This is a genomic window from Plantactinospora soyae (assembly GCF_014874095.1).
Taxonomy (GTDB): Bacteria; Actinomycetota; Actinomycetes; order Mycobacteriales; family Micromonosporaceae; genus Plantactinospora; species Plantactinospora soyae.
The window spans coordinates 243,262-265,099 of the sequence record NZ_JADBEB010000001.1 but is presented as its reverse complement, the minus strand read 5'-3'; the positions used below and the strand labels follow the sequence as shown (position 1 = coordinate 265,099).

Sequence of the window (21,838 nt, the reverse complement as noted above, 5' to 3'; positions counted from 1 at the left end):
GATGGCGGATCCGACGGCCAAGTTCTTCTCCGCCCTCGAAGAGCGCGGACCGGACCTCCTGCCGGTGAAGGCCAGAGGCACCATCCGGTTCGACCTGGAGGGGGCGGACGGCGGGGTGAACCACTGGTTCGTCTCGATCAACCGGGGCAACGTCCTGGTGTCGCACGAGAACCGCGAGGCGGACTGCGTGGTGGCCACCGGCCAGGAGCTGTTCGACCGGTTGGCGGTCGGCGAGGCGCAGGTGGTCGCGGCGTACAACCGCAACGACGTGACCGTGCAGGGGAATCTGCCGCTGCTGCTGATGTTCCGGCGGGCCTTTCCGGCGCCGCCGGGCACCCAGGACCCACGGGACCGGATCCGGGAACGACTGCGCCGCCGGAACGAACTCCAGGGCCGGGTACGGCCCGACAACCGGGTACGGCCCGGAGGGCGGGAGTTCCGACCGTGAAGCAGATGGTGAGCATCCTGGACGGCAACACGTTCATGCTCAGCGACACGCGTGGCGACGTCGACCCGTCGCCGGACTATCCGGCCGGACTCTTCGCCTGGGACACCCGCCTGCTCTCCAAGTGGGTGCTCACCCTCGACGGCGAGCGGCTGCATGCGCTCTCCATCGACGACCTCCAGTACTTCGAGTCGCGGTTCTTCCTGGTCCCCGGCGAGCCGACCCACTATGTGGACGCGAAGACGTCCGTGATCCGGCACCGGTCGCTCAGCGGCTCGTTCGAGGAGCGGCTGACCGTACTCAACCACCGGGACGAGTCGGTGGTGCTGACGATCCGGATGGAGATCGACTGCGACTTCGCCGACCTGTTCGACGCCAGGGAGGCCCGGCCGAGGCGGGGGCGCGCGGTGACGACGGTCGAGGACGGCCGGCTGCGGCTCTGCTACCAGCGGAACCGGCACGTGGCCGAGACGATCGTCTCGTCCAGCGAGCCCGCCGAGGTCGATGAGGGCGGGCTCACCTTCCGGATCGAACTCGGGGCGCACGGCCAGTGGTCCACCACGCTCCAGGCGATCGGCGTCATCCGGGGAGCCGGCGGTCGGGACGTCCGGGAGAACCTGCGCGGCTACACCCAGAACCGGCCCGTGAAGCGGCGGGAACTCGGCGACTGGCTGGCCAGGGCACCCAGGCTCACCTGCGACTCGGAGGCACTGGAGGACTCGTACCAGCGGAGCCTGATCGACCTGGCCGCATTGCAGTACGTCGGGCTGACCAGCCAGGTGAAGCTGACCGCGACCGGACTGCCCTGGTACATGACGCTGTTCGGCCGGCACAGCATGATCACCGGGTTGCAGACCCTGCCGTTCCTCCCGGAGATCGCCCGCAGCACGCTGTGGGTGCTCTCGCTGCTCCAGGGCGGCCGGATCGACGACTTCCGCGACGAGGAGCCCGGCAAGATCCTGCACGAGATCCGCTACGGCGAGCTGGGCGGGTTCGAGGAACGGCCGCACACGACGTACTACGGCGCGGCGGACACCACCGCGCTGTTCGTGATCCTGCTCGACGAGTACGAGCGGTGGACCGGTGACGTCGATACGGTACGGATGCTGGAGTTCGAGGCCCGGTCGGCGCTCGCCTGGCTGGACACGTACGGCGACCTGACCGGGGACGGCTACCTCTGGTACGAGCGGCGCAGCCCGCGCGGGCTGGACAACCAGGGCTGGAAGGACTCCTCGGACGCGATCTCGTACGCCGACGGTCGGCTGCCCGGCAATCCCCGGGCCACCTGCGAGCTACAGGGTTACGCGTACGACGCGCGGATGCGCGGTGCCCGGCTGGCCCGGACGTTCTGGAACGACCCGGCGTACGCGGACCGGTTGCGGCAGGAGGCGGCCGACCTCCGGGTCCGGTTCAACCGGGACTTCTGGGTCGACGACGGCCAGTTCTACGCGCTCGCGCTCGACGCCGAGGGCGGCCAGGTCGACACCCTCGCCTCGAACATGGGGCATCTACTGTGGAGCGGAATCGTCGACGACTCCCGCGCTGGGCAGGTGGCCGGGCACCTGCTCGGGAACCGGCTCTTCTCCGGCTGGGGAGTACGCACGCTGAGCCGGGACCACGCCCGGTACAACCCGCTCGGCTACCACACCGGGGCGATCTGGCCGTTCGACAACTCCATCATCGCGCTCGGACTGCGCCGGTACGGCTTCGAGGAGGAGGCGGCCCGGCTGGCGATGACGATGATCGAGGCGTCGGGCTACTTCGGTGGCCGGCTGCCGGAGGCGTTCGCCGGCTACGACCGGGCCCGGACCAGGTACCCGGTGCAGTACCCCCGGGCGTGCAGCCCGTACTGCTCGTCCGCCGGTACGCCGCTGGTGCTGCTGCGTACCCTGCTCGGCCTGCGACCGCACGAGGACCACCTGACAATCGATCCGGCGATACCGGAGGAACTGGGCCGGATCGAGCTGATCGACATCCCGGGGCGGTGGGGTCGTACCGACGCGTTCGGCCGGGGCCGGGAGCATCTTCGGCACGGCTGAGCCCGCCCTCGGACGCTCGCCGGAGATGTCGAAGGCCCGCGCCGGCAGTTCTCCGGAACGGAAATGCCGCTGGTGGTCGGCGATCCGCCGTGATAGCGATATGCGATGGCGGATCCTGAGATGGTCGAGGGCGCGGCTCTGGCCCGGGTACTGCGCCAGGCCGGCGGCGCCGAAATCCTCAACACCCTGGGCGTACGGCTGTCCGGCTCGGATCTGGTCACGCTGCTGCTGGCCGCGTTCCGGACCCGGGCCGGCTTCCTGACCCCGGCCGACGTGCTGCGCCGCTACACCGAGGACAGGTTCGTCGCACCGGCCGAGGCCGGGTTCCGCCGACTGCGCCGGGCCGAGGACCTGCTGCTGTCGGCGATCCCGGAGGCGTACGAGTTGCTCGCCCTGGCCCCGGTCGCGCCGCTGGGCACCCACTCGGCCGTCGCCGGGGTGAACCAGAACAACGTGCTGGCCACGGTCCGGGGCAGCGAGGTGGCGGCCGATCCGACCAACGGGCTGGCGCTGGAGGCGGCGGTCCGGCGCCGGGAGTCGCTGGCCCGGGACGGTCGGTCCGCGCCGCCGGTGCGGCTGGCGACGCTGCAACGGGTGATCCGGGCGCAGCGGTTCGCCGGTGCCGGCCGGTTTGCCCACTTCAGCCTCCTGGCCCTGGTCACCGCCGGCCGGGACACCGGCAGCCTGGGCTTCGAGCGGCGGTACTGCGGCGAGCAGTTGAACATCCTCTGTACGGCGTTGGAGGCCGCCGGGTTCAGCACGATCGAGGTCGCGATGACGGTGCTGGACCCGGCGGCGGCACCGGTCGCCGAGGCGGCCCGCGCCGCCCTGGCCGACCGGCCGAAGGTGGTGGTACGCGACGATCCGGACCGGTCCGGCAGCCGGAGCTACTACACCGGATGGTGCTTCAAGATCGCCGTGGTGCTGCACGGGGAGCGGATCGAGTTCGGTGACGGTGGTTTCGTCGACTGGACCCGGCGACTGATCGGCAACCGCAAGGAGCGGCTGCTGATCAGCGCGCTGAGCGTGGACCGGCTGGCCATGGCGCTCGAATGACCGGACGCCGGGTCTGGGCGGTGGCCCGGACGGCCGGTCCGCGTGCCGGCCCGGACGGCCGGTCCGCGTGCCGGCCCGGACGGCCGGTCCGCGTGCCGGCCCGGACGGCCGGTCTGTGTGCCGGCCCGGACGGCCGGTCTGTGTGCCGGCCGGCCCGGAGACGGGGCTATGCCGAGCGCCGCGCGGCCAGCGCCAGGATGCCGTAGGCCAGCCCGATCGCGCCGGGCGCGAGCACGAATCCGGCGGTCACGTTGCCGGTCCCGTCGAGCAGCGGACCGGTGAGCGCCGCGCCGAGCGCGCTGCCCACCGAGAAGGCGGTCGCGGCCCAGGCGAAGGCCTCGGCGGCGGTACCGCTCGGCGCGACACCGTCGATACCGACGAAGGTGATGGTCAGCAGCGGCGGCAGGGCCAGTCCGCTGATCGCCATCAGCGCCAGCATGACCGGCGGTTCCGGGGTCGACAGCAGCGGCAGGTAGCCGACGGCCAGTATCGCGGCCGCGCGGGGCAGGGTGCCGTACCGGCGCAGTGTGGGTGACCGGACGTAGAGCAGGCCGCCGGTGAGCGCCCCGACCGCCTGCGCGGCCAGCAGCCAGCCGGCCCAGGACCGCCCGCCGGACGCCTCGGCGTAGCCGGTCGCGGCCACCGCCACGCTGCCGACACCGGCACCGATCAACACCAGCGCGCCGAGGATCACCCGCAGGGGGCCGGCCTGGAGCGGGCCGGCCCAGTGACGTACCGCCGGAACACCGCGCCATCGACGGACCGCCGGTGCGGTGCCGAACCAGGCCGTGCCGACCGCCTGGCAGAGCGCGGCGGCGGCCAACCCGCCGGCCGGGCCGAGCAGGGCGACGGCGCCCAGGGTGAGCACCGGCCCGGCGACGAAGATGATCTCCTGAGTCGCGGTGTCCAATGTGTACGCCGTGTGCACCTGCCGCTCGGGCAGCAGGTCCCGCCACAGCACCCGCAGACACGCCTCGAACGGCGGCGCGCCGATCCCGGCCAGCACGGCGGCGAAGACGGTCAGCGGACCGGGCAGTGGCGAGGCGACCAGCGCGAACCCGGCCGTGGAGACGGCGACGGCGATCCACAGCACCGGCGGCTGGCGCCAGCGGTCGGCGAGGCGGGCCAGCATGGGCTGACCGAACGCCATCCCGGCGGTGTACGCGCCGACCAGCAGCCCGGCCATGGTCAGCGTCATGGTCTCCCGGGCGAAGACCAGCAGGGCCAGCGGTGCCGCGCCGAGCGGGATCCGCCCGAGCAGGCTGGCAGCCAGGACCCGGGCGGTTTGTGGAGTTTTCAGTACGACGAGTGCGGAGGTGTCGACGGTCGACGACATGACGGATCGCTCCCGAGGGATGGGATGGACGGGCCGGTGGCGGAGGAGTGCCGGGCCGGTCAGGGAGCGAAGTCGGCGCGCTCGTGGTCGTTGCCGTAGATCGGCAGGGAGGGCGTGATCCATTGGGCGTACGCCGTCGCGGTCGCCTCCAGTGAGATCACCCGAACGACTCTACGACGCTCGGCCGTGGTGTTAGGAAGGGGCCCTTCATCTACAAAAAGCGATAGGAAGGGCCCCTTCCTTACATGAACCTCAGGTGGGAGCGCTGACGCAACCGGATGCCGGAGGCCACCGCCACCAGCGCGGTGAGCGCGAGGGTCAGCACGATGCCGTGCAGCAGCCCCCGGGTCAGGTACCCGTCGTCGGTGTGGTCGATCGCGTACGTGCCGATCTCCCGGCTGAACCAGAACGGGAGCAGCCGGGACGCGGTACCCGCCGGATCCATGATCATCTGTAGCCCGACCACGGTCAGCAGCACCAGGGTGCCCTCGAGTTCGCGGGGCAGGACGGCGCTCAGGGCCAGCCCGAACGGCGCGGCGACGGCGACGGTCAGCACCATGATCAGCGCGATGGCGCCGTACCGGACCTCGTGCTGGTCGAACCGGATCAGCGCGAAGTACGGCACGGAGAGCCCGATGCCGATCGTCCAGAGCGCGAGCAACCGGCCGAGATGCAGATGGTGCGGCCGGTAGCCGGACAACCGCAGGCGCGGTTCGATGCCCCGGGCGGCACTGCCGGCGAACAGGGCGGCGGTGCTCAGCGCCCAGCCGATCCCCAGACAGACGAACCGGATCGACTGGCCGAGATGGTCGCCGCGCCGACTGAAGTAGAAGGCCAGCGGCAACAGGGTCAGGATCACCAGTACCGAGCGGCGGCGCAGGATCTCCCGCAGGGCCAGTTCCGCCACCGTGAGGATCTTGGTCATGGCTGCTCCTCGCTGCGCTCGTCGCCCCCATGACCTGGTTGGCTGAGCTGACTGATGCCCTCGCTGCGCTCGGTCATGCCGACATCTCCCGGGTCGGGGTCAGGTCGAGTACGTTGTCGACCCGGTCGAGTTGGTTGAGCAGGTGGGTCACCACGACTATCGCCTTGCCGGCCGAGCGCCACTGCCAGAGTTGTTGCCAGAAGTCCAGATAGGTGCCCCGGTCGAAGCCCTGGTACGGCTCGTCGAGCAGCAGCACGTCCGGCTCGCCGAGGGAGGCCATCACCAGGTTGAGCTTCTGCCGGGTGCCGCCGGACAGCTGCCGGGCCTGGGTACGGCCGGCCGGATCCCAGTCCAGCGCCGCCGCGTGCTCCCGACCGGCCGCCCGAGCCGTGGCGCGGGGCAGCCCGCGTCCCGCCCCGACCAGCACGAAGTGCTCGTCCGGATAGAGGTAGTCGTTGGTGCCACCGGACTGCGGGCAGTAGCCGAGGGTGCCGTGCACCCGTACCTGCCCCTGGTCGGGGCTGATCAGGCCGGCGCAGATCCGGAGGAAGGTGCTCTTCCCCGCGCCGTTGGCGCCCACCACGGCGGCGATCTCGCCGGCCCGTACGGTCAGGTCCACGCCGGTCAGCACCGGACGCCGACGGTACCGCTTGCTGATCCCGCGTACGTCCAGCCGGACCGGTCCGGGCGGGTGCTGGCGTGGCCGGGCGGTTCCGTGGGCCCGACCCGGCGCGGCGGTTCCGGCGGCCCCGGCGGACGGGTGCGACCAGGCCGTCGCGGGCTGTGGCCGGGGCACTCCGACGCTCTCGGCGACCGCCGCCGCGTACGTCTCGGGCGGGCCGAAGACCCGCAGCGGCGCCTCGCCACTGTCCCGCAGGTGGGTGGCCGCCTCGGCGACCACGTGCCGGGACAGCTCCGGATCGAGGCCGCGCCGGTGCAGTTCACCGGTGAGCGCGTGAAGCCATCCATCGTGATTCATCATGTCCGCACCTCCCGCAGGACCGTCCCCACACCGCTGGCGAAGGCGTCCCAGTCGACGGTGGTCCGGCGTAGCGTCTCGCTGCCGGCCGGGGTGATCTGGTAGTACTTGCGGGCCGGCCCGGCGGCCCCCTCCCGCCACTGCGCGGTGACCTGACCGGTGCGTTGCAGGCGCAGCAGCACCGGATAGAGGGTCCCGCCCTGGATCGGGCCGATGCCCGCCGCGTCCAGCGACTGGGCCAGTTCGTACCCGTACGACTCCCGGCGTTGCAGCAGGGCCAGTACGCACAGGTCCAGCACTCCGCGTAGCCATTGGCCACGACGTTCCTGATCCACGGCGAAGAAGCTAGCACAACCATCTAGATGGTGCAGCAATCTAGATGGCCGGCGTACCCTGCGACGAGTTGCGAGCGGGGAAACGGGGAGCACGGAATGATCCTGCGGACCGAGGAACTGGACGTCGGCTACCGCGACCGGGTACTGATCCGGGGGCTGCGGCTGGCCGTGGACGCCGGGGACGTCCTCGCGGTCACCGGGCCGAACGGCGTCGGCAAGTCCACTCTGCTGCGCTGCCTCGCCGGACTGAGCCGGCCACTGGGCGGCCGGATCCTCGTCCAGGGCGCACCGGCCGACGAGCGGTCCCCGGCGTTCCGGCGTACGGTGGCGAGCCTGCTGGAGACCGCCGCCTGGTACCCGAACCTGACCGCCGGAGAACACCTGGAGTTCGTCCAACTCGTCAACCGTCCGGTGCCGCCCGGCTGGTTCGAGGCGGGTGCGCTGGCCGCCCGGCTCGGCGTCGCCCGGTTCGCCTCCGTGCTCCCGGGCCGGCTCTCCACCGGTCAGCGGCAGCGGCTCGCCCTGGCGCTGGTACTGGCCCGCCCCAGTCGACTGCTGCTGCTCGACGAGCCCGAACGCCACCTCGACGAGGCCGGTCGTACGGCCGTTGGCGCCCTGCTGCGCGAGTACGCCCGCCGGGCCGGAGCCGTCGTACTGGCCAGCCACGACCCCACGCTCATCGCCGCGGCCGGCGCGCAGCCGCTGGACGTACCGGACTGGCATGGTTAGGGCCGGGCAGGGCGGCGCCAGTTCTGCCGGGCCGGCTCGCGGCTACCTGCGTACCCGGGGCCGGGCGCGCGCCGGTGACCACGCCCAGCAGGCGTACCTGCTGCTGCTCGCCCTGCTGGTCGGTGGGGGGATTCTGGCCGGCAGCCTGCCCAGGATGTCCGCCGTGTTCGCCGTGGGTCCACTCGGCCGTCCGGCGCCGGGCACCCTGCTCGCCCTCGGGCTGCTCTGGTACGCCGCCGCCCTCGCCGGGGCAGCCCGGTTCGGGCCGCTGGCCGCCGGACCGGCCCGGCTGTCCTGGCTGCTGCCCAGTCCGACCGGCCGGCGCGGCCTGCTCTGGCCCACCGCGGTCGCGGTGCTCGGCCTGGCCACGGTCGTCGGGCTGCTGCACGGCGCGTTCGTGGCCTGGGCCCTGGTCGCGCCGATGGGACTGCTCGTCGTGCTGACCGGCGGGATCGGCGGCCTCCTCGTCGGTGGGCTCGCCACGTTGGCGCAGACCTTCACCGAGGGGTCGGCCGCGCTGCTCGACCGGTCCGCGCTGCTGCTCGGCGCCGCCGCGGCGGCACTGGCCGTACTCGACCCGTCGGCCCGGATCGTGGTCGGAATCTGGTCCGGGCCGTGGGCCTGGCCGCAGGCGGTGGCCGGCGGGGCCTCGACCGACTGGCTGATCGCCGCCGGGGCACTGGCCGCCGGAATCGCCGCCCTCGCGCTCGTCCGGCTCGACCGGGTACGCCTGGCCGGCCTCGCTGACGGTGGTGCCTTCGCCGGCACGCTCTCGTCCGGCGTCGTCACGCTCGATCTCGGCACCGCTGCCCGGGTCGCCGAGGAGCGCCGATGGGCCCGCCGCTCGCCGGGACGTACCGGACTGCCCCGGTTGCCGGCCCGGCTCGCCGTACTCGCGCACGATGTCCTGACCCTGCGCCGGTCGCCGGACCGGCTGGCCCTGGTCGCGGTCGCGACGCTGCCGCCCGCGCTGCTGGCCGGGGTCATCGGCCCGGGGCCGCTGCTGGCCGGAGCCTGGCTGCTGTCCGGACTCCTCGCGGTGGGCGCGGTGACCGACAACGCCCGGCGGGACCGCGACCTGCCCGCGCTGACCCGGCTGCTCGGCCTGCCTGGGCGCGGGCTGCTGGTCGCGCGGGCGATCCTGCCGGTCGTCATCGGTACGGCGTGGGGTGCCGGCTCGCTCGCGCTGGTCGCCGGCCGGGTGCCCGGTGGCGCCGGGCACTGGTTGCTGCTCGGCGCCGTGGCCGGGCCGGCGCTGGCCGTCGGCGCGCTGCGGGCGGCCCGACGCGGCGCGGTCCGGCACGACCTGCCGCCGGTGGTCACCCCGATGGGAATGATGCCGACCGGACCGCTGCACCGGGTGGTCACCGGATGGGACCTCGGCCTGCTGTGCACACTGCCGACGCTGCTCGCCATCGCGGCCGGAAATCCGGCCGGAGCGGTTCCGGCGCAGGTGGCCGGGTCGCTGCTCGGCCTCGCCGGGTTCATCGCGGTGGCGGGAGCGCGCCGGAGGTCGCGAAGGTCACTAGGCTGAGCGTATGCGGGTGCTCTTCGCGTCAGCGCCGTTGCTCGGACACGTGTTCCCGATGGTGCCGCTCGCCGAGGCACTGCGCGCGGCAGGCCACGAGGTGCTGCTCGCCACCGGCGGCGACGGGCTCGACGTGCGCCGGACCGGGCTGCCGGTCGCCGACGTCGCCCCGGCGCTCCGGTTCGACCGCATCGCCCGCCGGGTCATGCTGCGACATCCGTTGATCGCCCGGGCCGAGTTGGCCGGCCGGGCCGGTACGCGGGGCGTGGCGCTGCTCTTCGGCGCGGCCAACGACCAGTTGACCCACGGCGTGGTCACCCTGGCCGACCGGTGGCAGCCGGACCTCGTCGTGTACGAGCCGCTGGCGGTGGCCGGAGCGCTCGCCGCCGCCCGTCGCGCCGTACCGGCGGTGCTGCACGAGAACTCGCTCTTCGACGGTGCCGAGCTGGTTCGGGTCACGGCCGCGCGGCTGGTCCGGGCCCAGCACCGCAGCGGAATCGGGGACCTGCGACCGAACGCCGCCACCCTGACGATCGCCCCGCCCAGCGTGGTGGGTGAGCGGATCGGCGATCCGATGCGCGCGGTGCCGTTGCGCGGGGTCGGGGAGCTGCCGGACTGGCTGCGCGAGCCCGGCGACCGGCCCCGGATCCTGGTCAGCCGCAGCACGGTCACCGGGCCGGGTGGCGGCGACGTGATGACGGCCGTCGTCCGGGCCGCCGCCGGGGTGGACGCCGAGTTCGTACTGGTCCGCCCCGACCGTCGGGTACTCCGTCGAGGGGCGCTGCCGGACAACGTCCGTACGGTCGGCTGGATTCCGATCAACGCGGCGCTGCCGAACTGCGCGGGGGTGGTACACCACGGCGGGGCCGGTACGGTGCTCGGCGCGCTGGCCGCCGGCGTACCGCAGCTCGCGCTGCCCGGACCGGGCGACCGCCGGCACAACGCCGCCCTGGTGGCGGCCCGGGGTGCCGGGCTCGCCGTGGCCGAGCGGGACATCACCCCGGCAGTGCTGGACCGGCTGGTCACCGACCGCGCGCTGGCGGTCGCGGCCGACGAGGTACGTCGGGAGATGGCGGCGATGCCCGACCCGGCGGACCTGGTGCCCCGGCTCGAAGCGCTGGTCCGCTGACCGTCGGCCGTCCCTGCGGCCGGTGTCGGTGGATGCCCACCCCGGCGGATGTCTCACCCGGGCGGATGTCTCACCCGGGCGGATGTCTCACCCGGGGCGGATGCTCGGCCGGGCGATGCTCGGCCGTGGGGATGTCTCAGCCGGGCAGGTGGGCGTCGAGGAAGGCGGCGGTGACGGCCCGGATGTCCGGCCGGTCCAACGGCAGCGCGTGACCGCCGTGGGTGACCAGCGCCTGCACCGGATGTCCCGCCCGGAGCAGGGCCGAGGCCAGTGCCACGCTCTGGCTCGCCGGCACCGCCGCGTCCTGGGCGCCGTGCACCAGCAGCACCGGTACGCGGTTGCCGACGTGGGTGGTCGGGATGGCGTCCACCGTCGTCGGGTCGCCCGCCGTCGGCGGGTGGCCGAGCAGCGGTACCCACGGATTGTCCCCGGCCCGGGCCGGGAGAGCGAGGAGCCAGTCCTCGGCCAGTGGATCGACCGGCGGCCAGTACGCCAGTACGGCGTCCACGTCACCGGGCTCGGCCACGCCACGCAGCCCGAGGTGGAGCGCCAGGTGACCACCGGCCGAGTCGCCGGCCACCAGGAAGGGCAGGCCCGCCGCCCGCGCCCGTGCCAGTGGTTCCCGCGCGGCTGCCCGGATGTCGGCCAGTTGTGCCGGCCACCGGGCCTCGTCGGTCAGTCGGTAGCGGCCCTGCACCACGGTCAGTCCGTGCCCGGCCAGTGCCGAGCCGTCCTCGGCCGACCATCCGCGCCAGCCGCCACCCGGCAGCCACAGTACGATTCCCCGCTCCGTCATGGCTTCAGCATGGGCGCCCCGCGACGGGCCTGCCCAGCCCCCGGGGCCGACTCCGCTGAGGGCGTAACGCCCGCCCGGTGGCCGGGGACGCCCGTCCGGGTGGCCGGGGATGCCCGCGCGTCCCCGGCGGCGTCACGCCCGCCCGGTCCCCGCCGACGGCACTGCCACGCGGGGGCTGGTGGCGTCAAAAGGCGACGCGGAGCTTGGTGACGGCACGGGCCGCGCAGGGGCTGGCGGCCGGGGGAGGTGGTCGGGCTTGCCGAGCGGTTCCGGCCGACCAGGAGTAGGTTGGGTGTCGTGGTTCCCGTCGCACTGGTCCGCCCCGTCTGGTGGGTGGCGTGCCGGTCGGTGCGGTTCGTGACCGCGTTGGTGCTGATGGCGTTGCTGCTGGGCGGCGGCGCGGCCCGCGCGGGCCTGCCGGGCGCGACCGGAGCGACCGAGTTCCGGTCCGACGCGGCCGCGGTCGCCGCGACATCGTCCGATGTGGATGACCAGGCGTCCGCCACAGACCGGGCGGCGGTGGCGGACGGAGCGCCGACCGACGCCGCCGGGGACCTGACGGCGGGTTCCGGAGATCCGACCGTGCTCGACGGCCGGGCGGCTACCGCCACTGGCGAGTCGCCGGCCACGGAGAGCGCGGATACCACGGCGGTCGTGGCCGTGGCTGTCGCCCTGCTCCAGCAGCCGGTGGCGTCAGAGGTCCGGCCCGGCACCGGGGCGGAACCGCGGCCGGCCCGCGACGCGTACGCCCGAGCGACCGGACCGCGCGCACCGCCACTGGGGTGAGGACCGGTCGCGCCTGACCGTGTCCGGTCCGGATCCGTCGACCCTGTTCGCATCGGCCACCCTGTGAGGTTTCCTGATGGAGAAGGTGCTGTACAGCTCCCTGATCAACATTCCCCAATCCACCACGATCTGGCTCGTACTGGTCGGGCTCGCCCTGGCCGGAGGTATCGCGCTCGTCGTGCGCCCACGGCGGGACGACACGGGCCGGGAGATGACCGGTCGCCAGGCCGGGACCGGCTACGACGTGGCGGTCCGGGACGCCGAGGGACGCCGGGAGCGGCTGGCGGTCCGGGCGGCCGAACTCAACCGCTATGCCGAGGAGGTGACGGTGGCCGCCGAGCGGTCGGCCGTCACCGCGCGTCGACGCCGTGACGAGTGGGTGGCGGCCCAGGAGCAGGCCGAGACGGCCTGGCAGGCGTACGAGGTCGCGGATGCCGCCGCGCGCCGGGTCTCCGCCGCCGGGGTACTTCCCGAGCCGCGTACGCCGCGCACCCCGGCCGAGTACGCCGACCGGGAGCGCTACCTGCACCGCGCGGCGATGGCGGCAGCCACCCGGCAGGAACTGTCGGTGCTGCAACTGAGCGACGCGCTGGCGAACCGCAACGGCTGGGATCCCCGGCGGCACCCGGCCGAGCAGGAGATCGTGCTCCGCCGGGCGGCCCGGGACAGTCTGCTGGCCGCACACGCGGTGGCGGCGGAGCGGGAGCGGTCGACGTGGCGGGATGCCGAGGTCGCCGCCGCTGCGGCCCGCAGTCTCCGGGAGGAGGCGTTCGCCGCCGCCAGCCGGACGGCGCAGGTACGACGCTGGCTGCCGTCGGCACGGAAGCCGGGCGGATCGTCGAGTGGTTCGTCGACCGGTACGCCGAGTCAGGCGGTCCGGCGGTCGCGACCCGTACGGCGCTGGCGGGCGGCCCGCGCCGGCTGACCCGGCGGTGCACTACGCCCAGGGATCCCCGGCGGGACGCTATGCCTCGCGATCCCCGGCGGGACACCCCGCCTCGGGGTCCCGGCGGGACATTACGCCTCGGGATCCTGGCCCAGTGCGGATCGGCCGCCGTCCACCGGCAGGACGACTCCGCTGACGAAGCTCGCCTCGGCGGAGAGCAGGTGCGCGATCGTGGCGGCCACCTCGGCGGGTCGGCCCGCCCGGCCCACCGGATGGAGCAGCCGCATGTCGTGTTCGATCCGTTCGGCACCGGCCGGGTCCTGCCGAGCCAGGAGGTCGGCGTAGCGCTCGGTCTCGATCGAGCCCAGGGCGACCGCGTTGACCCGGATGCCGTACCGGCCGTACTCCACGGCGAGTGCCCGGGTCAGCCCCTCGATGGCCGCCTTCGCCGTCGCGTACGGCAGGCAGCCCGGCACCGGCCGCTGGGCCTGGTGCGAGGAGACGTTGACGATCGCGCCCGGTGTTCCGGCGGCGAGGAAACGGCGGATCGCCGTACCGCAGCCGACGACCGTCGCGTCGAGGTTGGCCGCGATCAGGTCCAGCACCTGCCGGGCCGGTGTGTCGTGGATCGAGGCGTCCCGGAAGACGGCGGCGTTGTTGACCCAGCCGCTGAACCGCCCAGCGGTGCCCGCCGCATCGGCGGCGTACCCGGTGACGGCCTCGTCGGCGGCGTCGCCGGTCACCCCGACCAGCCGGTGGGCGGCGGGATGGTCGGCCAGCCAGCCGAGCGCGGCGGGGTCCCGCTCGATCACCACGACGTGACCGGTGTCGCCGAGGAGACGTTCGACCACGGCCCGGCCGATGCCCCGGCCGCCGCCGGTCACCACATAGGACAGACCCCGGTCCGGATCGGAGGATCGTTCGTCGACGCCGACCCCGGGATCGACTGCGATGACAGGGAAATCCGGCATCAGCCCAACGTACCGGGGTGCGCCGTACCCCACTCTGAGGTGGACCGGGACCGGCGGCTCGCTGGGGTACGCCGATCCGGCCACTGACGGCGGCCCCGACCGACGGCCGGTCCGGCCACCGACCGTGGGGGACGACGAAGCGCGACCGACAGGTGAATGATCGGAGCATGGACAGCACAGCCATCCAGGGTTTCGTCGACGGCTGGGTCAGGGACTGGAACGCCCACGACCTGGAGAGCCTGTTGGCGCACTATGCCGACGACGTCGTCTTCACCTCCCCGGTCGCGGCCCAGCTCGTGGAGGGCTCCGACGGTGTGGTGCGGGGCAAGGCGGCGCTGCGGGCGTACTGGACCGAAGGGCTCCGGCGCTTTCCGGATCTGCGCTTCGAGGTGCTGGCCACCTACGTCGGGGTCGATACGGTGGTCATCAACTACCGGAACCAGAGGGGTGGCCTGGTCAACGAGGTCCTCGTCTTCGACGGCCCGCTCGTCGTACGGGGACACGGGACGTATCTCGCCACCTGACGGGGAGCGTGGAACGTGGAGCGGGGATCCGATCTGCACCGGCGTGCGGAACTGGCCTACGCCCAGCTGGTCGTCGACGATGTCGACCCCGCCGAGGCGGTGATGCTCGCCTGTGACCTGCTGGCGGCCGATCTGGACGGGGAGGCGACGGTGGCGCTCGCCATCGCGTCGACACGCTCCCTGGCGCCGTACGCCGCCGAGCGGATGCTCCGCGACATGCTCGACGAGGTCGGCATCCCGGAGCCGGAACCGGGCCGCGCCGCCCAGGTGGCCACGGCCTGCGTCTGTGCCCGGATCATCGACGGCACGCTGTCGGTGGCGGAGGGCGGTCACCGCCTGTTGGGCACCCTGGCGCAGTTGGCCGACGCCGACCCCGACGCCGACTCCGAGGCCGTCGGTCGCCTACTGCGGCTGCTCGACCGCCTCGAATACGACCTCGGCGGGGTGGCCGACCCGGCCTTCCGCGAGGATCTCCACAGGCTGGCGAGTGACATCGCCGCCGACCTGCGGGGCCGGGAGCAGTACTAGAGGCGGGTCCGGCGTCGCCAGCCGGAGTCGGGATGCCACGACTCGATCACCAGGTGGTCGGCGGGGGTGCCGACGTAGGTGAGCACCAGTTCGGTGATGTCGATCCGGAAGAACCCGGCGCCCTCGTGCGGGCTGTCGGCCGGCGGGTCGATCGCGACGACCGTACCGGCGAGCTTCGCGTCCCCCGGCCAGCTTGTCGGGTCGTCCGCGGGCGGCTCGAGAGTCGGGCTGTGTACGGCGATCCGGGGATCACGCCGGACGTCGAGCAGCTTCATCGAACCGCCCATCATGCCGAGGGTGATCTCCCCGTCGCTGAACTCGAGTTCCGAGGCGCTGATCCGGGGCGATCCGTCCCGGCGGAGCGTGGCGATGGTCTTGTTGGTGCCGGCCCCGAACCGTTCCTGGACCCGCTTGGCGAAGTCCGGAGCGTCCTGCTCGATGTTCCGCCAGCTTGCCATGCGCGCCTCCTGCTGATCCGGTGCCCGGGGTGGTCAGTCCTCCGTGCACGCCGGGTCGTTGACCGAGGTGCGTACCCGGGTGAGCAGTTCGTGCAGCTGGTCGACCTGCTCGGTGCTGAGTGCCGTGAACAGGTCGCGCTCGACCTGGTCGACGGCGGCGTCCACCTTATCCAGTGCGGCCGAACCGGCGGGAGTGATTTCGACGATGTGCCGGCGCCGGTCCGTCGGGTCCCGGCGCCGTTGGACGAGGCCCTCGTCCTCCAGCTCGTTCAGCAGCGTGACCAGGACGCTGGCGTCGACACCGAGGATGTCGAGCAGGCTCTGCTGGGTCATCGAACCGGTCTCGGCGAGCCGGGTCAGCGTCATCCCGTGCCGGGGGCTGAGCCCGGCCAGGCCGAGGGCCTGACGCAACCGTGCGTTGGCGATTCCGCCGTGCCGGGCGAGCAGGAAGCCGGTTCGCTCGGTCTCCCCGGACCGCCTCCTGCCTCGGCTCATGCCAGGATGCTACCAGTAGCAAATAGTCGGTACGATTAAACAGTTGAGGCTTCACGACTATCTGGTACCGTTGCCGGGCCCTCGCACTCCACCCCCGAAGGAGATCCCGATGTTCACCGGGTACATCATCGTCGCGGCGCTGCTCGCGGCCGTACTCCTGATGTCCGGCCGAGGCAAGCTGACCCGGGACGAGCGGATCACCACCAGCCTGCAACGGGCCAACGTGCCGCTGAGCTGGTTCCCGCCGCTGGCCGCCCTGGAGATCGCCGGAGCCGTCGGGCTCGTCGCCGGCATCTGGCTCGCGCCGCTCGGCATCGCCGCCGCGATCGGAGTCGTCCTCTACTTCCTCGGGGCCGTCGCCGCACACCTGCGGGCCGGCGACGCCAAGGGCGTGAACGCGCCGCTCCCGCTGCTGCTGCTCGCCGTCGCCGCCCTGGTGCTGCGGATTCTCGCCTAGACCGTGGTAGGAGGATGATCACCCCTCCAGGAAGATCGCAAAGGCAGGACATGACCACCGAGAACGACTGGCTGACCCGGCGTACCGGCATCGTGCCGAGCGCCGCCCCGACCGAGCGGCACAGCCCGAAGAGCGTGCTGGACGAGGCGACCCGGCCGATGGCGGCCGAGCCGGCCCCGGAGGTCAGCTTCACCCGGCACGGCCTGTACGCCGGCCGGCACCTGGTCGACGTACATGACCACTACCGGGCGGAGCTGGCCCAGGTGCGGGACATCCTCCAGCAGGTGACGGAGGGTACGGCGAAGCTCGGCGACGCCCGCAGCCAGATCAACATGATGACGATCCGGGCCAACGACTGGACCCTCGGCGGGGTCTGCCAGGCGCAGTGCCGCTCCCTGACGAACCACCACACGATGGAGAGCGAGGGGATCTTCCCGCACCTGCGGCGCAGCCAGCGCGACCTGTCGGCCGTGCTGGACCGGCTGCACGAGGAACACCTGGCGATCCACGAGGTGCTGGAGGGGGTCGACGACGCGCTCGTGCACCTCGCCCGCAACCCCACGGACTACGGCCCGATCACCGAGGCGATCGACCTGCTCACCGACACCCTGCTGTCGCACTTCGCCTACGAGGAACAGCAGCTCATCGGCCCACTGTCCCGGCACGGCTTCTACCCCGGCCAGCTCTGAGCCGACGCCGCCGGCAGGTCAGCGCTGGCCGGTGAGGTACGCCAGCACGGCCAGCACCCGGCGGTTGGTGTCCTCGGTCGGTGGCAGGTCGAGCTTGGCGAGAATGTTGCCGACGTGCTTGCCCACCGCCGCCTCGGAGACCACCAGCACCCGGGCGATGGCGGCGTTCGAGCGGCCCTCGGCGACCAGCGCCAGCACCTCGCGCTCCCGGGCGGAGAGCCGGGCCAGTGGATCCCGCTGCCGGCGGAGCAGCCGGCGTACCACCTCGGGGTCGACGATCGTGCCGCCGTCCACGACCTGACGCAGCGCGCCGACGAACTCCGGCACGTCGACCACCCGGTCCTTCAACAGGTAGCCCACCCGGCGGCCACCGTCCGAGTCGAGCAGGTCGGCGGCGTAGCTCTGCTCGACGTACTGGCTCAGCGCGACCACGGCCAGCCCGGGATGGGCACGGCGCAGCTCCACGGCGGCCCGCAGCCCCTCGTCGGTGAAGTCCGGCGGCATCCGGATGTCGGTCAGCACCAGGTCCGGGGCGTGTTCGGCGACCGCCCTGCCGAGGGCTTCGGCGTCCCCGACGGCGGCCACGACCTCGAAACCGAACCGGCCGAGGAGGCCGACGAGCCCTTCGCGGAGCAGCACACCGTCCTCGGCGAGGACCACCCGGATCACGGGTCGTTGCGGCTGCACGGCAGCTCCACGCGTAGCAGGGTCGGCCCGCCCGGCGGGCTGGACAACAGCATTCTGCCGTCGATCACCGCGACCCGGTCCGCCAACCCGGTCAACCCGGTGCCCCGGCCCGGATCGGCGCCGCCCCGCCCGTCGTCGCGGACCTCCAGAGTCAGCAGGTCGTCCCGCTGGCGTGCCCAGACCCGCGCGGCGGTGCCGCCGCTGTGCTTGGCGATGTTGGTCAGCGCCTCCGCGACGACGAAGTACGCCGTCGCCTCCACCGCGTTCGGCAGCCGGCCGGGCAACTCGGCGTCGACGGTCACCGGCACCGCCGACTGGTCGGCCAGGTCGCGTACCGCCGCCGGCAGGCCGCGATCGGTGAGCACCTTCGGATGGATGTTCCGGATCAGCTCCCGCAGCTCCATCATGAACACCTTGGCCTGCTCGTGGGCGTCCGCCACCGCCGCCGCACCGGGGGAGTCGGCGGGGATCTCCACCCGGGCCAGTCCGAGTTGCAGGGTGAGGCTGACCAGCCGTTGCTGGGCCCCGTCGTGCAGGTCACGCTCGATCCGGCGGCGCTCGGCCTCGAAGGCGTCCACCAGCCGGGCCCGGGACCGGGAGACCTCGACCAGTTCGGTGCGCAGCCGCGCGTGCGTACCGCCCGCCAGCAGCGTCCGGGCCAGCAGGCCGTGCGTGCCGGCCAGCAACGCCATCGGGTACGGCACGACGACCAGCAGCACCAGTCCGAGCAGCGTGTACGGCAGCGCCTCCCCGACCGTGGCGACCTGGGTAACGCCGATGGAGACCGCGCCCTCGCCGCTCACCACCAGCAGCGGAGCGGCGATGAGCACACCGACCAGGAGCAGCAGCGCCAGGGCGGCGCCGGAGAGGACCAGCAGCACCGTCGCCAACAGGGCGGCGTAGCCGAGCGCCAACCAGGTGGCCGGCTCGGTGTAACGGGTCCGGAACCAGGACCACGGGTCCCGGGCGGGCGGCGTGCGGTGTCCGGCGGCGACCGGGCGGGAGTCGACCAGCCGCAGCCGGGCCCGCTCCAGCCCGCCCAACGGCACCGCGAGCAGCGGCCCGAACCCGCCGAGCAGTACGGCCCCGAGCAGCAGCAGGAACGCCAGCACGCCGAGTGGCAGCCGGGCCAGCCCGGTGCCCCGGCTCAGCAGGAACAGCCACGGCAGCCCCAGCAGCCCGAGCGGCACCGCGCAGGCGAGCGCGACCGGCGGGGTGGTCAGCAGGTACGCCAGCGCCCGCCAGGGCCAGCCGGTCAGCAGAAACCGGCGTCGGGTCACCGATTCCAGCAGCGTACGAGGGTTTCGCCGGGACACGGTCACCACGCTAACCGGCCCATTGGGTCCGGCCCATCCGGCTGGAGATAGTCCTGAGGTATGCCCAGCCCTACCCCGATTCCGGTGCCTGCACCCCGTGCCCGCCAGCCGGTGCCGATGCTCTGCTCGTCCGGCCGGGAACCGAGCCCGGACCCCGGTCCGGATCGCCGGGACCGAGCCCGGAAGCCGGTCCGGACCGGGGCCGAAAGAATGGGGGAGCGGGGACGTGTTCGAACTGCGCGACATCGTGAAGATCTACCGGGGCGGCCATCGGGCGGTCGACGGAGTGACGCTGCGACTCGGCGCCGGCGTGCTGGGATTGCTGGGGCCGAACGGGGCGGGCAAGTCCTCGCTGATCCGGATCGCCGCCACCGTGACCCGGCCGAGCAGCGGGCAGGTCACGTTCGACGGCGTCGACGTACTGGCCCGACCGGACCCGCTGCGACGGTGTCTCGGCTACCTGCCGCAGGACTTCGGGGTCTATCCGAACCTGACGGCCCGGGAGTTCCTGGGCTGTCTCGCCGCCGCCAAGGGGCTGTCGGCGCGGACCAGCCGGGCCCGGATCGACGAGCTGCTGGAGCTGGTCAACCTGACCGGGGCCGGAAAACGGCCGTTGGGGAAGTATTCCGGCGGAATGCTGCGCCGGGTCGGCATCGCCCAGACCCTGCTGGCCGATCCACGGGTGCTGATCGTCGACGAGCCGACCGCCGGACTGGACCCCGAGGAGCGGGTGCGGTTCCGTAACCTGCTCGGCGAGCTGGCGACCGACCGGGTGGTCGTACTCTCCACGCACATCGTCTCGGACGTCGAGTCGGTGGCCGCCGACATCGCCATCGTCGCCCAGGGGCGGATCCGCCGCCGGGGCAGCCCGGAGGAACTGCTCCGGGCGAGTGCGGGACGGGTGTGGGAACTGCTGATCGATCCCGCCGAGGTCGCCCGGATCCAGGCGCGGCACGTGGTCAGCCGGATGGTGCGGACGCCGTCCGGGGTACGGGTCCGGGTGCTGGCGCCGGACTCACCCGGCCCGGGTGCCAGTGTGGTGCCGCCCGATCTGGAGGACGCCTATCTCGACGCGATCCACCAGCCGACCGGTGGTGCGCCGTGGACGGTGTCCCGATGACGGTACGTGCACCGGTCGCCATCGCCGTGGCCGACTTCCGGGAGCGGGTACGCCGACCGGCGTACGCGGTGGTGCTGGCGGCCGCCGTCGGCCTGGGCTACCTGGCGGTGCCGGAGGTCGACGCGCGTTGGGTGGTCGTGAACACCGGCGAGTACCGGAGCGTCTACAACAGCGCCTACGTCGGCATGGTGACCGCGCTGGCCGGGGCGCTCTGGTTGGCGGTCACCGGCTTCTACGTGGTACGCGGCACCGTCGCCCGGGACGAGCGCACCGGCGTGGGCCAACTTCTCGCCGCGACCCCGCTGCGCGGCTCCGGCTACCTGTTCGGCAAGTTCCTCAGCAATTTTCTGGTGCTGACCTCGATGGCGGGAGTGCTCGCGGCGACCGGACTGGTGATGCAGCTCGCCCGGGGCGAGGTCCGTGCGGTGGACCCGGTCGCGTTGCTGATGCCGTTCGGCCTGCTCGCCGTGCCCGTGCTGGCGGTGACCGCCGCGATCGCGCTGCTGTTCGACTCGGTACGCCCGCTGCGCGGCGGCTTCGGCAACATCGTCTGGTTCTTCGCGGCCATGGTCGGGATGATCGTCGGTCAGGGGCCGGACGCCCCGCTGGGCGGCCTCGGTGTGCAGTGGGTGGCCCGGTCCCTGCGTGCCGATCTCGCCGCCGCACGGACCGGGTCGGAGAACGGGGAGTTCAGCCTGGGACTGATGTACCTCGACCATCCACTGCGGACGTTCGAGTGGTCCGGCCTGGAGCCCGACGGCGGGTTCGTCGCGCAGCGACTGCTGCTGGTACTGGTCGCGGCCGGGATAGCGGTGCTGCCGGTGCTGTGGTTCGGCCGGTTCGATCCGGCGCGTACCCGACTGCGCCCCGCCGCCGGGGCGGCCGGCCCGCTGGCGGTGGGTGTGCCCGGCCCGCTGGCGGTGGCGGTGCCCCGGACGTCGAGGGTCGCGGCGGTGCCGTCCTGGTTGGCCCCCTCGCGGGACGTGCCCCACGGTCGGGAACCCGCCGCCGTGGGCGGGTTCGGTCGACTTCTCGGCGGAGAGGTGCGGGTACTGCGCCGGTCCGGGTCACGGTGGTGGTGGCTCGGCGCCGCACTGCTCGGCGCGGCCGGGATGGTCGCGCCGATCGCGGCCGTACCGGCGGTGGTCCTGCCGCTGGCCTGGATCTGGCCGGTCCTGCTCTGGTCCCGGCTGGGCACCCAACGCCACGAGTACGGGGTGGACGCCCTGCTCGGCGCCTATCCCGGAGCCCGACGGCGGATGCTGGCGGAATGGGGGGCCGGGGTGGCCATCGCCGGGCTGACCGGGCTCGTGCCGATGCTCCGGATGCTGCTCGCCCAGGACACCGCCGGGCTGGCGGCGTGGGCAGCCGGACTGCTCTTCGTACCCGCGCTGGCGCTGGCGGCCGGGGTGTCGAGCCGTACCCACCGGCTCTTCCAGGCCGGCTACCTCGCGCTCTGGTACGTGGTGCTGAACGGCATCGCCGCGCTCGACTTCATGGGCGCGGTACGCGTCGACAACCGCCCCGTCGGGCCCGCGCCACTCCTGGTGGGCACCCTCGCCCTGGCCCTGCTCGGCGTCGCCTTCCTGGTCACCACCCTCCGGCACGCCCGCCGCTGAACGCC

Annotated in this window: 24 protein-coding genes and 1 pseudogene; 15 read left to right on the top strand and 10 right to left on the bottom strand. The window is 73.2% G+C overall.

Annotated features, from left to right (window positions below; genetic code table 11):
* Position 1: 1 nt before the first annotated feature.
* The 3 genes from H4W31_RS01155 (at position 2) to H4W31_RS01145 (ending at position 3,540) form a co-directional block, all read left to right on the top strand.
* Positions 2-448, top strand: a complete 447-nt coding sequence (locus H4W31_RS01155) for an SCP2 sterol-binding domain-containing protein (RefSeq protein ID WP_192764934.1) — start codon at positions 2-4, stop codon at positions 446-448.
* 5 nt (positions 449-453) lie between these two features.
* The gene (locus H4W31_RS01150; RefSeq protein ID WP_192764933.1) at positions 454-2,484 is read left to right on the top strand and encodes an amylo-alpha-1,6-glucosidase; all 2,031 of its coding nucleotides are present in this window, start codon (positions 454-456) and stop codon (positions 2,482-2,484) included.
* Between the two features lie 105 nt (positions 2,485-2,589).
* Positions 2,590-3,540, top strand: coding sequence for a hypothetical protein (locus H4W31_RS01145; protein ID WP_192764932.1), 951 nt, complete (start codon positions 2,590-2,592; stop codon positions 3,538-3,540).
* A gap of 166 nt (positions 3,541-3,706) precedes the next feature.
* Here the strand turns inward: H4W31_RS01145 and H4W31_RS01140 are convergent, their stop codons facing one another.
* The 4 genes from H4W31_RS01140 to H4W31_RS01125 form a co-directional block, all read right to left on the bottom strand.
* Positions 3,707-4,876 (bottom strand): MFS transporter, encoded by a 1,170-nt coding sequence (locus H4W31_RS01140; RefSeq protein ID WP_192764931.1) that lies wholly within the window; start codon positions 4,874-4,876, stop codon positions 3,707-3,709.
* A 241-nt stretch (positions 4,877-5,117) separates the two neighbouring features.
* Positions 5,118-5,801: an ABC-2 transporter permease gene (locus H4W31_RS01135; protein WP_192764930.1), complete on the bottom strand. Its 684-nt coding sequence runs from the start codon at positions 5,799-5,801 to the stop codon at positions 5,118-5,120.
* A 73-nt stretch (positions 5,802-5,874) separates the two neighbouring features.
* Positions 5,875-6,783, bottom strand: coding sequence for an ATP-binding cassette domain-containing protein (locus H4W31_RS01130; RefSeq protein WP_225945338.1), 909 nt, complete (start codon positions 6,781-6,783; stop codon positions 5,875-5,877).
* Positions 6,780-7,115 carry a PadR family transcriptional regulator gene (locus H4W31_RS01125; protein ID WP_192764929.1) on the bottom strand — a complete coding sequence of 112 codons (336 nt, stop codon included), beginning with the start codon at positions 7,113-7,115 and terminating at the stop codon, positions 6,780-6,782. Before H4W31_RS01125 ends, H4W31_RS01130 begins: the two co-directional genes overlap by 4 nt.
* Positions 7,116-7,274: 159 nt before the next feature.
* On the opposite strand from H4W31_RS01125, the pseudogene H4W31_RS44995 reads away from it, so the two are divergent.
* The 4 genes and pseudogenes from H4W31_RS44995 to H4W31_RS01110 form a co-directional block, all read left to right on the top strand.
* Positions 7,275-7,628, top strand: a pseudogene (locus H4W31_RS44995) (ABC transporter ATP-binding protein); the annotation flags it as partial.
* Positions 7,629-7,637: 9 nt separating this feature from the next.
* Entirely contained in the window at positions 7,638-7,844 is a 207-nt protein-coding gene (locus H4W31_RS44990) for an AAA family ATPase (protein ID WP_450091429.1), read from the top strand.
* On the top strand, positions 7,837-9,378 hold the full coding sequence (locus H4W31_RS01115; RefSeq protein ID WP_192764927.1) for a DUF6297 family protein: 1,542 nt from the start codon (positions 7,837-7,839) through the stop codon (positions 9,376-9,378). The genes H4W31_RS44990 and H4W31_RS01115 overlap by 8 nt, the downstream gene beginning before the upstream one ends.
* 4 nt (positions 9,379-9,382) lie before the next feature.
* Positions 9,383-10,501 carry a nucleotide disphospho-sugar-binding domain-containing protein gene (locus H4W31_RS01110; protein WP_192764926.1) on the top strand — a complete coding sequence of 373 codons (1,119 nt, stop codon included), beginning with the start codon at positions 9,383-9,385 and terminating at the stop codon, positions 10,499-10,501.
* 136 nt (positions 10,502-10,637) lie between these two features.
* Here the strand turns inward: H4W31_RS01110 and H4W31_RS01105 are convergent, their stop codons facing one another.
* A complete protein-coding gene (locus H4W31_RS01105; RefSeq protein WP_192764925.1) occupies positions 10,638-11,297 on the bottom strand; it encodes an alpha/beta hydrolase in 660 nt (219 codons plus the stop codon).
* Positions 11,298-11,594: 297 nt separating this feature from the next.
* Between H4W31_RS01105 and H4W31_RS01100 the strand changes: the two genes are divergently transcribed.
* The gene (locus H4W31_RS01100) at positions 11,595-12,083 is read left to right on the top strand and encodes a hypothetical protein (protein WP_192764924.1); all 489 of its coding nucleotides are present in this window, start codon (positions 11,595-11,597) and stop codon (positions 12,081-12,083) included.
* A 76-nt stretch (positions 12,084-12,159) separates the two neighbouring features.
* Positions 12,160-13,008, top strand: coding sequence for a hypothetical protein (locus H4W31_RS01095; protein ID WP_192764923.1), 849 nt, complete (start codon positions 12,160-12,162; stop codon positions 13,006-13,008).
* Between the two features lie 92 nt (positions 13,009-13,100).
* Here H4W31_RS01095 and H4W31_RS01090 read toward each other — a convergent pair whose 3' ends face one another.
* Entirely contained in the window at positions 13,101-13,940 is an 840-nt protein-coding gene (locus H4W31_RS01090) for an SDR family NAD(P)-dependent oxidoreductase (RefSeq protein ID WP_192764922.1), read from the bottom strand.
* 167 nt (positions 13,941-14,107) lie between these two features.
* On the opposite strand from H4W31_RS01090, the gene H4W31_RS01085 reads away from it, so the two are divergent.
* Together H4W31_RS01085 and H4W31_RS01080 are read left to right on the top strand one after the other, a co-directional pair.
* A complete protein-coding gene (locus H4W31_RS01085; protein ID WP_192764921.1) occupies positions 14,108-14,464 on the top strand; it encodes a nuclear transport factor 2 family protein in 357 nt (118 codons plus the stop codon).
* Positions 14,465-14,479: 15 nt separating this feature from the next.
* Positions 14,480-14,992, top strand: a complete 513-nt coding sequence (locus H4W31_RS01080) for a hypothetical protein (protein ID WP_192764920.1) — start codon at positions 14,480-14,482, stop codon at positions 14,990-14,992.
* Here the strand turns inward: H4W31_RS01080 and H4W31_RS01075 are convergent.
* Both H4W31_RS01075 and H4W31_RS01070 read right to left on the bottom strand, forming a co-directional pair.
* Positions 14,989-15,450 (bottom strand): pyridoxamine 5'-phosphate oxidase family protein, encoded by a 462-nt coding sequence (locus tag H4W31_RS01075; protein ID WP_192764919.1) that lies wholly within the window; start codon positions 15,448-15,450, stop codon positions 14,989-14,991. The genes H4W31_RS01080 and H4W31_RS01075 overlap by 4 nt on opposite strands.
* A gap of 33 nt (positions 15,451-15,483) precedes the next feature.
* Positions 15,484-15,945: a MarR family winged helix-turn-helix transcriptional regulator gene (locus H4W31_RS01070; RefSeq protein ID WP_192764918.1), complete on the bottom strand. Its 462-nt coding sequence runs from the start codon at positions 15,943-15,945 to the stop codon at positions 15,484-15,486.
* A 109-nt stretch (positions 15,946-16,054) separates the two neighbouring features.
* Between H4W31_RS01070 and H4W31_RS01065 the strand changes: the two genes are divergently transcribed.
* Together H4W31_RS01065 and H4W31_RS01060 are read left to right on the top strand one after the other, a co-directional pair.
* Positions 16,055-16,402, top strand: a complete 348-nt coding sequence (locus H4W31_RS01065; protein ID WP_192764917.1) for a DoxX family protein — start codon at positions 16,055-16,057, stop codon at positions 16,400-16,402.
* Between the two features lie 50 nt (positions 16,403-16,452).
* A complete protein-coding gene (locus tag H4W31_RS01060; protein ID WP_225945337.1) occupies positions 16,453-17,091 on the top strand; it encodes a hemerythrin domain-containing protein in 639 nt (212 codons plus the stop codon).
* A gap of 18 nt (positions 17,092-17,109) precedes the next feature.
* On the opposite strand, the gene H4W31_RS01055 is transcribed toward H4W31_RS01060, so the two are convergent.
* Both H4W31_RS01055 and H4W31_RS01050 read right to left on the bottom strand, forming a co-directional pair.
* A complete protein-coding gene (locus H4W31_RS01055; RefSeq protein WP_192764915.1) occupies positions 17,110-17,778 on the bottom strand; it encodes a response regulator transcription factor in 669 nt (222 codons plus the stop codon).
* Positions 17,757-19,094 carry a sensor histidine kinase gene (locus H4W31_RS01050; protein WP_318782963.1) on the bottom strand — a complete coding sequence of 446 codons (1,338 nt, stop codon included), beginning with the start codon at positions 19,092-19,094 and terminating at the stop codon, positions 17,757-17,759. Before H4W31_RS01050 ends, H4W31_RS01055 begins: the two co-directional genes overlap by 22 nt.
* Positions 19,095-19,320: 226 nt before the next feature.
* Here H4W31_RS01050 and H4W31_RS01045 point away from each other — a divergent pair, with 226 nt between their 5' ends.
* A complete protein-coding gene (locus tag H4W31_RS01045) occupies positions 19,321-20,214 on the top strand; it encodes an ABC transporter ATP-binding protein (protein ID WP_192764913.1) in 894 nt (297 codons plus the stop codon).
* Entirely contained in the window at positions 20,211-21,833 is a 1,623-nt protein-coding gene (locus H4W31_RS01040) for an ABC transporter permease (RefSeq protein WP_192764912.1), read from the top strand. Before H4W31_RS01045 ends, H4W31_RS01040 begins: the two co-directional genes overlap by 4 nt.
* Positions 21,834-21,838 lie beyond the last annotated feature (5 nt).

Coding starts and splice junctions, on each gene's coding strand:
- H4W31_RS01155 (WP_192764934.1), top strand. CDS start 2: ATGGCGGATCCGACGGCCAAGTTCTTCTCCGCCCTCGAAGAGCGCGGA.
- H4W31_RS01150 (WP_192764933.1), top strand. CDS start 454: ATGGTGAGCATCCTGGACGGCAACACGTTCATGCTCAGCGACACGCGT.
- H4W31_RS01145 (WP_192764932.1), top strand. CDS start 2,590: ATGGCGGATCCTGAGATGGTCGAGGGCGCGGCTCTGGCCCGGGTACTG.
- H4W31_RS01140 (WP_192764931.1), bottom strand. CDS start 4,876: ATGTCGTCGACCGTCGACACCTCCGCACTCGTCGTACTGAAAACTCCA.
- H4W31_RS01135 (WP_192764930.1), bottom strand. CDS start 5,801: ATGACCAAGATCCTCACGGTGGCGGAACTGGCCCTGCGGGAGATCCTG.
- H4W31_RS01130 (WP_225945338.1), bottom strand. CDS start 6,783: ATGATGAATCACGATGGATGGCTTCACGCGCTCACCGGTGAACTGCAC.
- H4W31_RS01115 (WP_192764927.1), top strand. CDS start 7,837: ATGGTTAGGGCCGGGCAGGGCGGCGCCAGTTCTGCCGGGCCGGCTCGC.
- H4W31_RS01110 (WP_192764926.1), top strand. CDS start 9,383: ATGCGGGTGCTCTTCGCGTCAGCGCCGTTGCTCGGACACGTGTTCCCG.
- H4W31_RS01105 (WP_192764925.1), bottom strand. CDS start 11,297: ATGACGGAGCGGGGAATCGTACTGTGGCTGCCGGGTGGCGGCTGGCGC.
- H4W31_RS01095 (WP_192764923.1), top strand. CDS start 12,160: ATGGAGAAGGTGCTGTACAGCTCCCTGATCAACATTCCCCAATCCACC.
- H4W31_RS01090 (WP_192764922.1), bottom strand. CDS start 13,940: ATGCCGGATTTCCCTGTCATCGCAGTCGATCCCGGGGTCGGCGTCGAC.
- H4W31_RS01085 (WP_192764921.1), top strand. CDS start 14,108: ATGGACAGCACAGCCATCCAGGGTTTCGTCGACGGCTGGGTCAGGGAC.
- H4W31_RS01075 (WP_192764919.1), bottom strand. CDS start 15,450: ATGGCAAGCTGGCGGAACATCGAGCAGGACGCTCCGGACTTCGCCAAG.
- H4W31_RS01070 (WP_192764918.1), bottom strand. CDS start 15,945: ATGAGCCGAGGCAGGAGGCGGTCCGGGGAGACCGAGCGAACCGGCTTC.
- H4W31_RS01065 (WP_192764917.1), top strand. CDS start 16,055: ATGTTCACCGGGTACATCATCGTCGCGGCGCTGCTCGCGGCCGTACTC.
- H4W31_RS01060 (WP_225945337.1), top strand. CDS start 16,453: ATGACCACCGAGAACGACTGGCTGACCCGGCGTACCGGCATCGTGCCG.
- H4W31_RS01040 (WP_192764912.1), top strand. CDS start 20,211: ATGACGGTACGTGCACCGGTCGCCATCGCCGTGGCCGACTTCCGGGAG.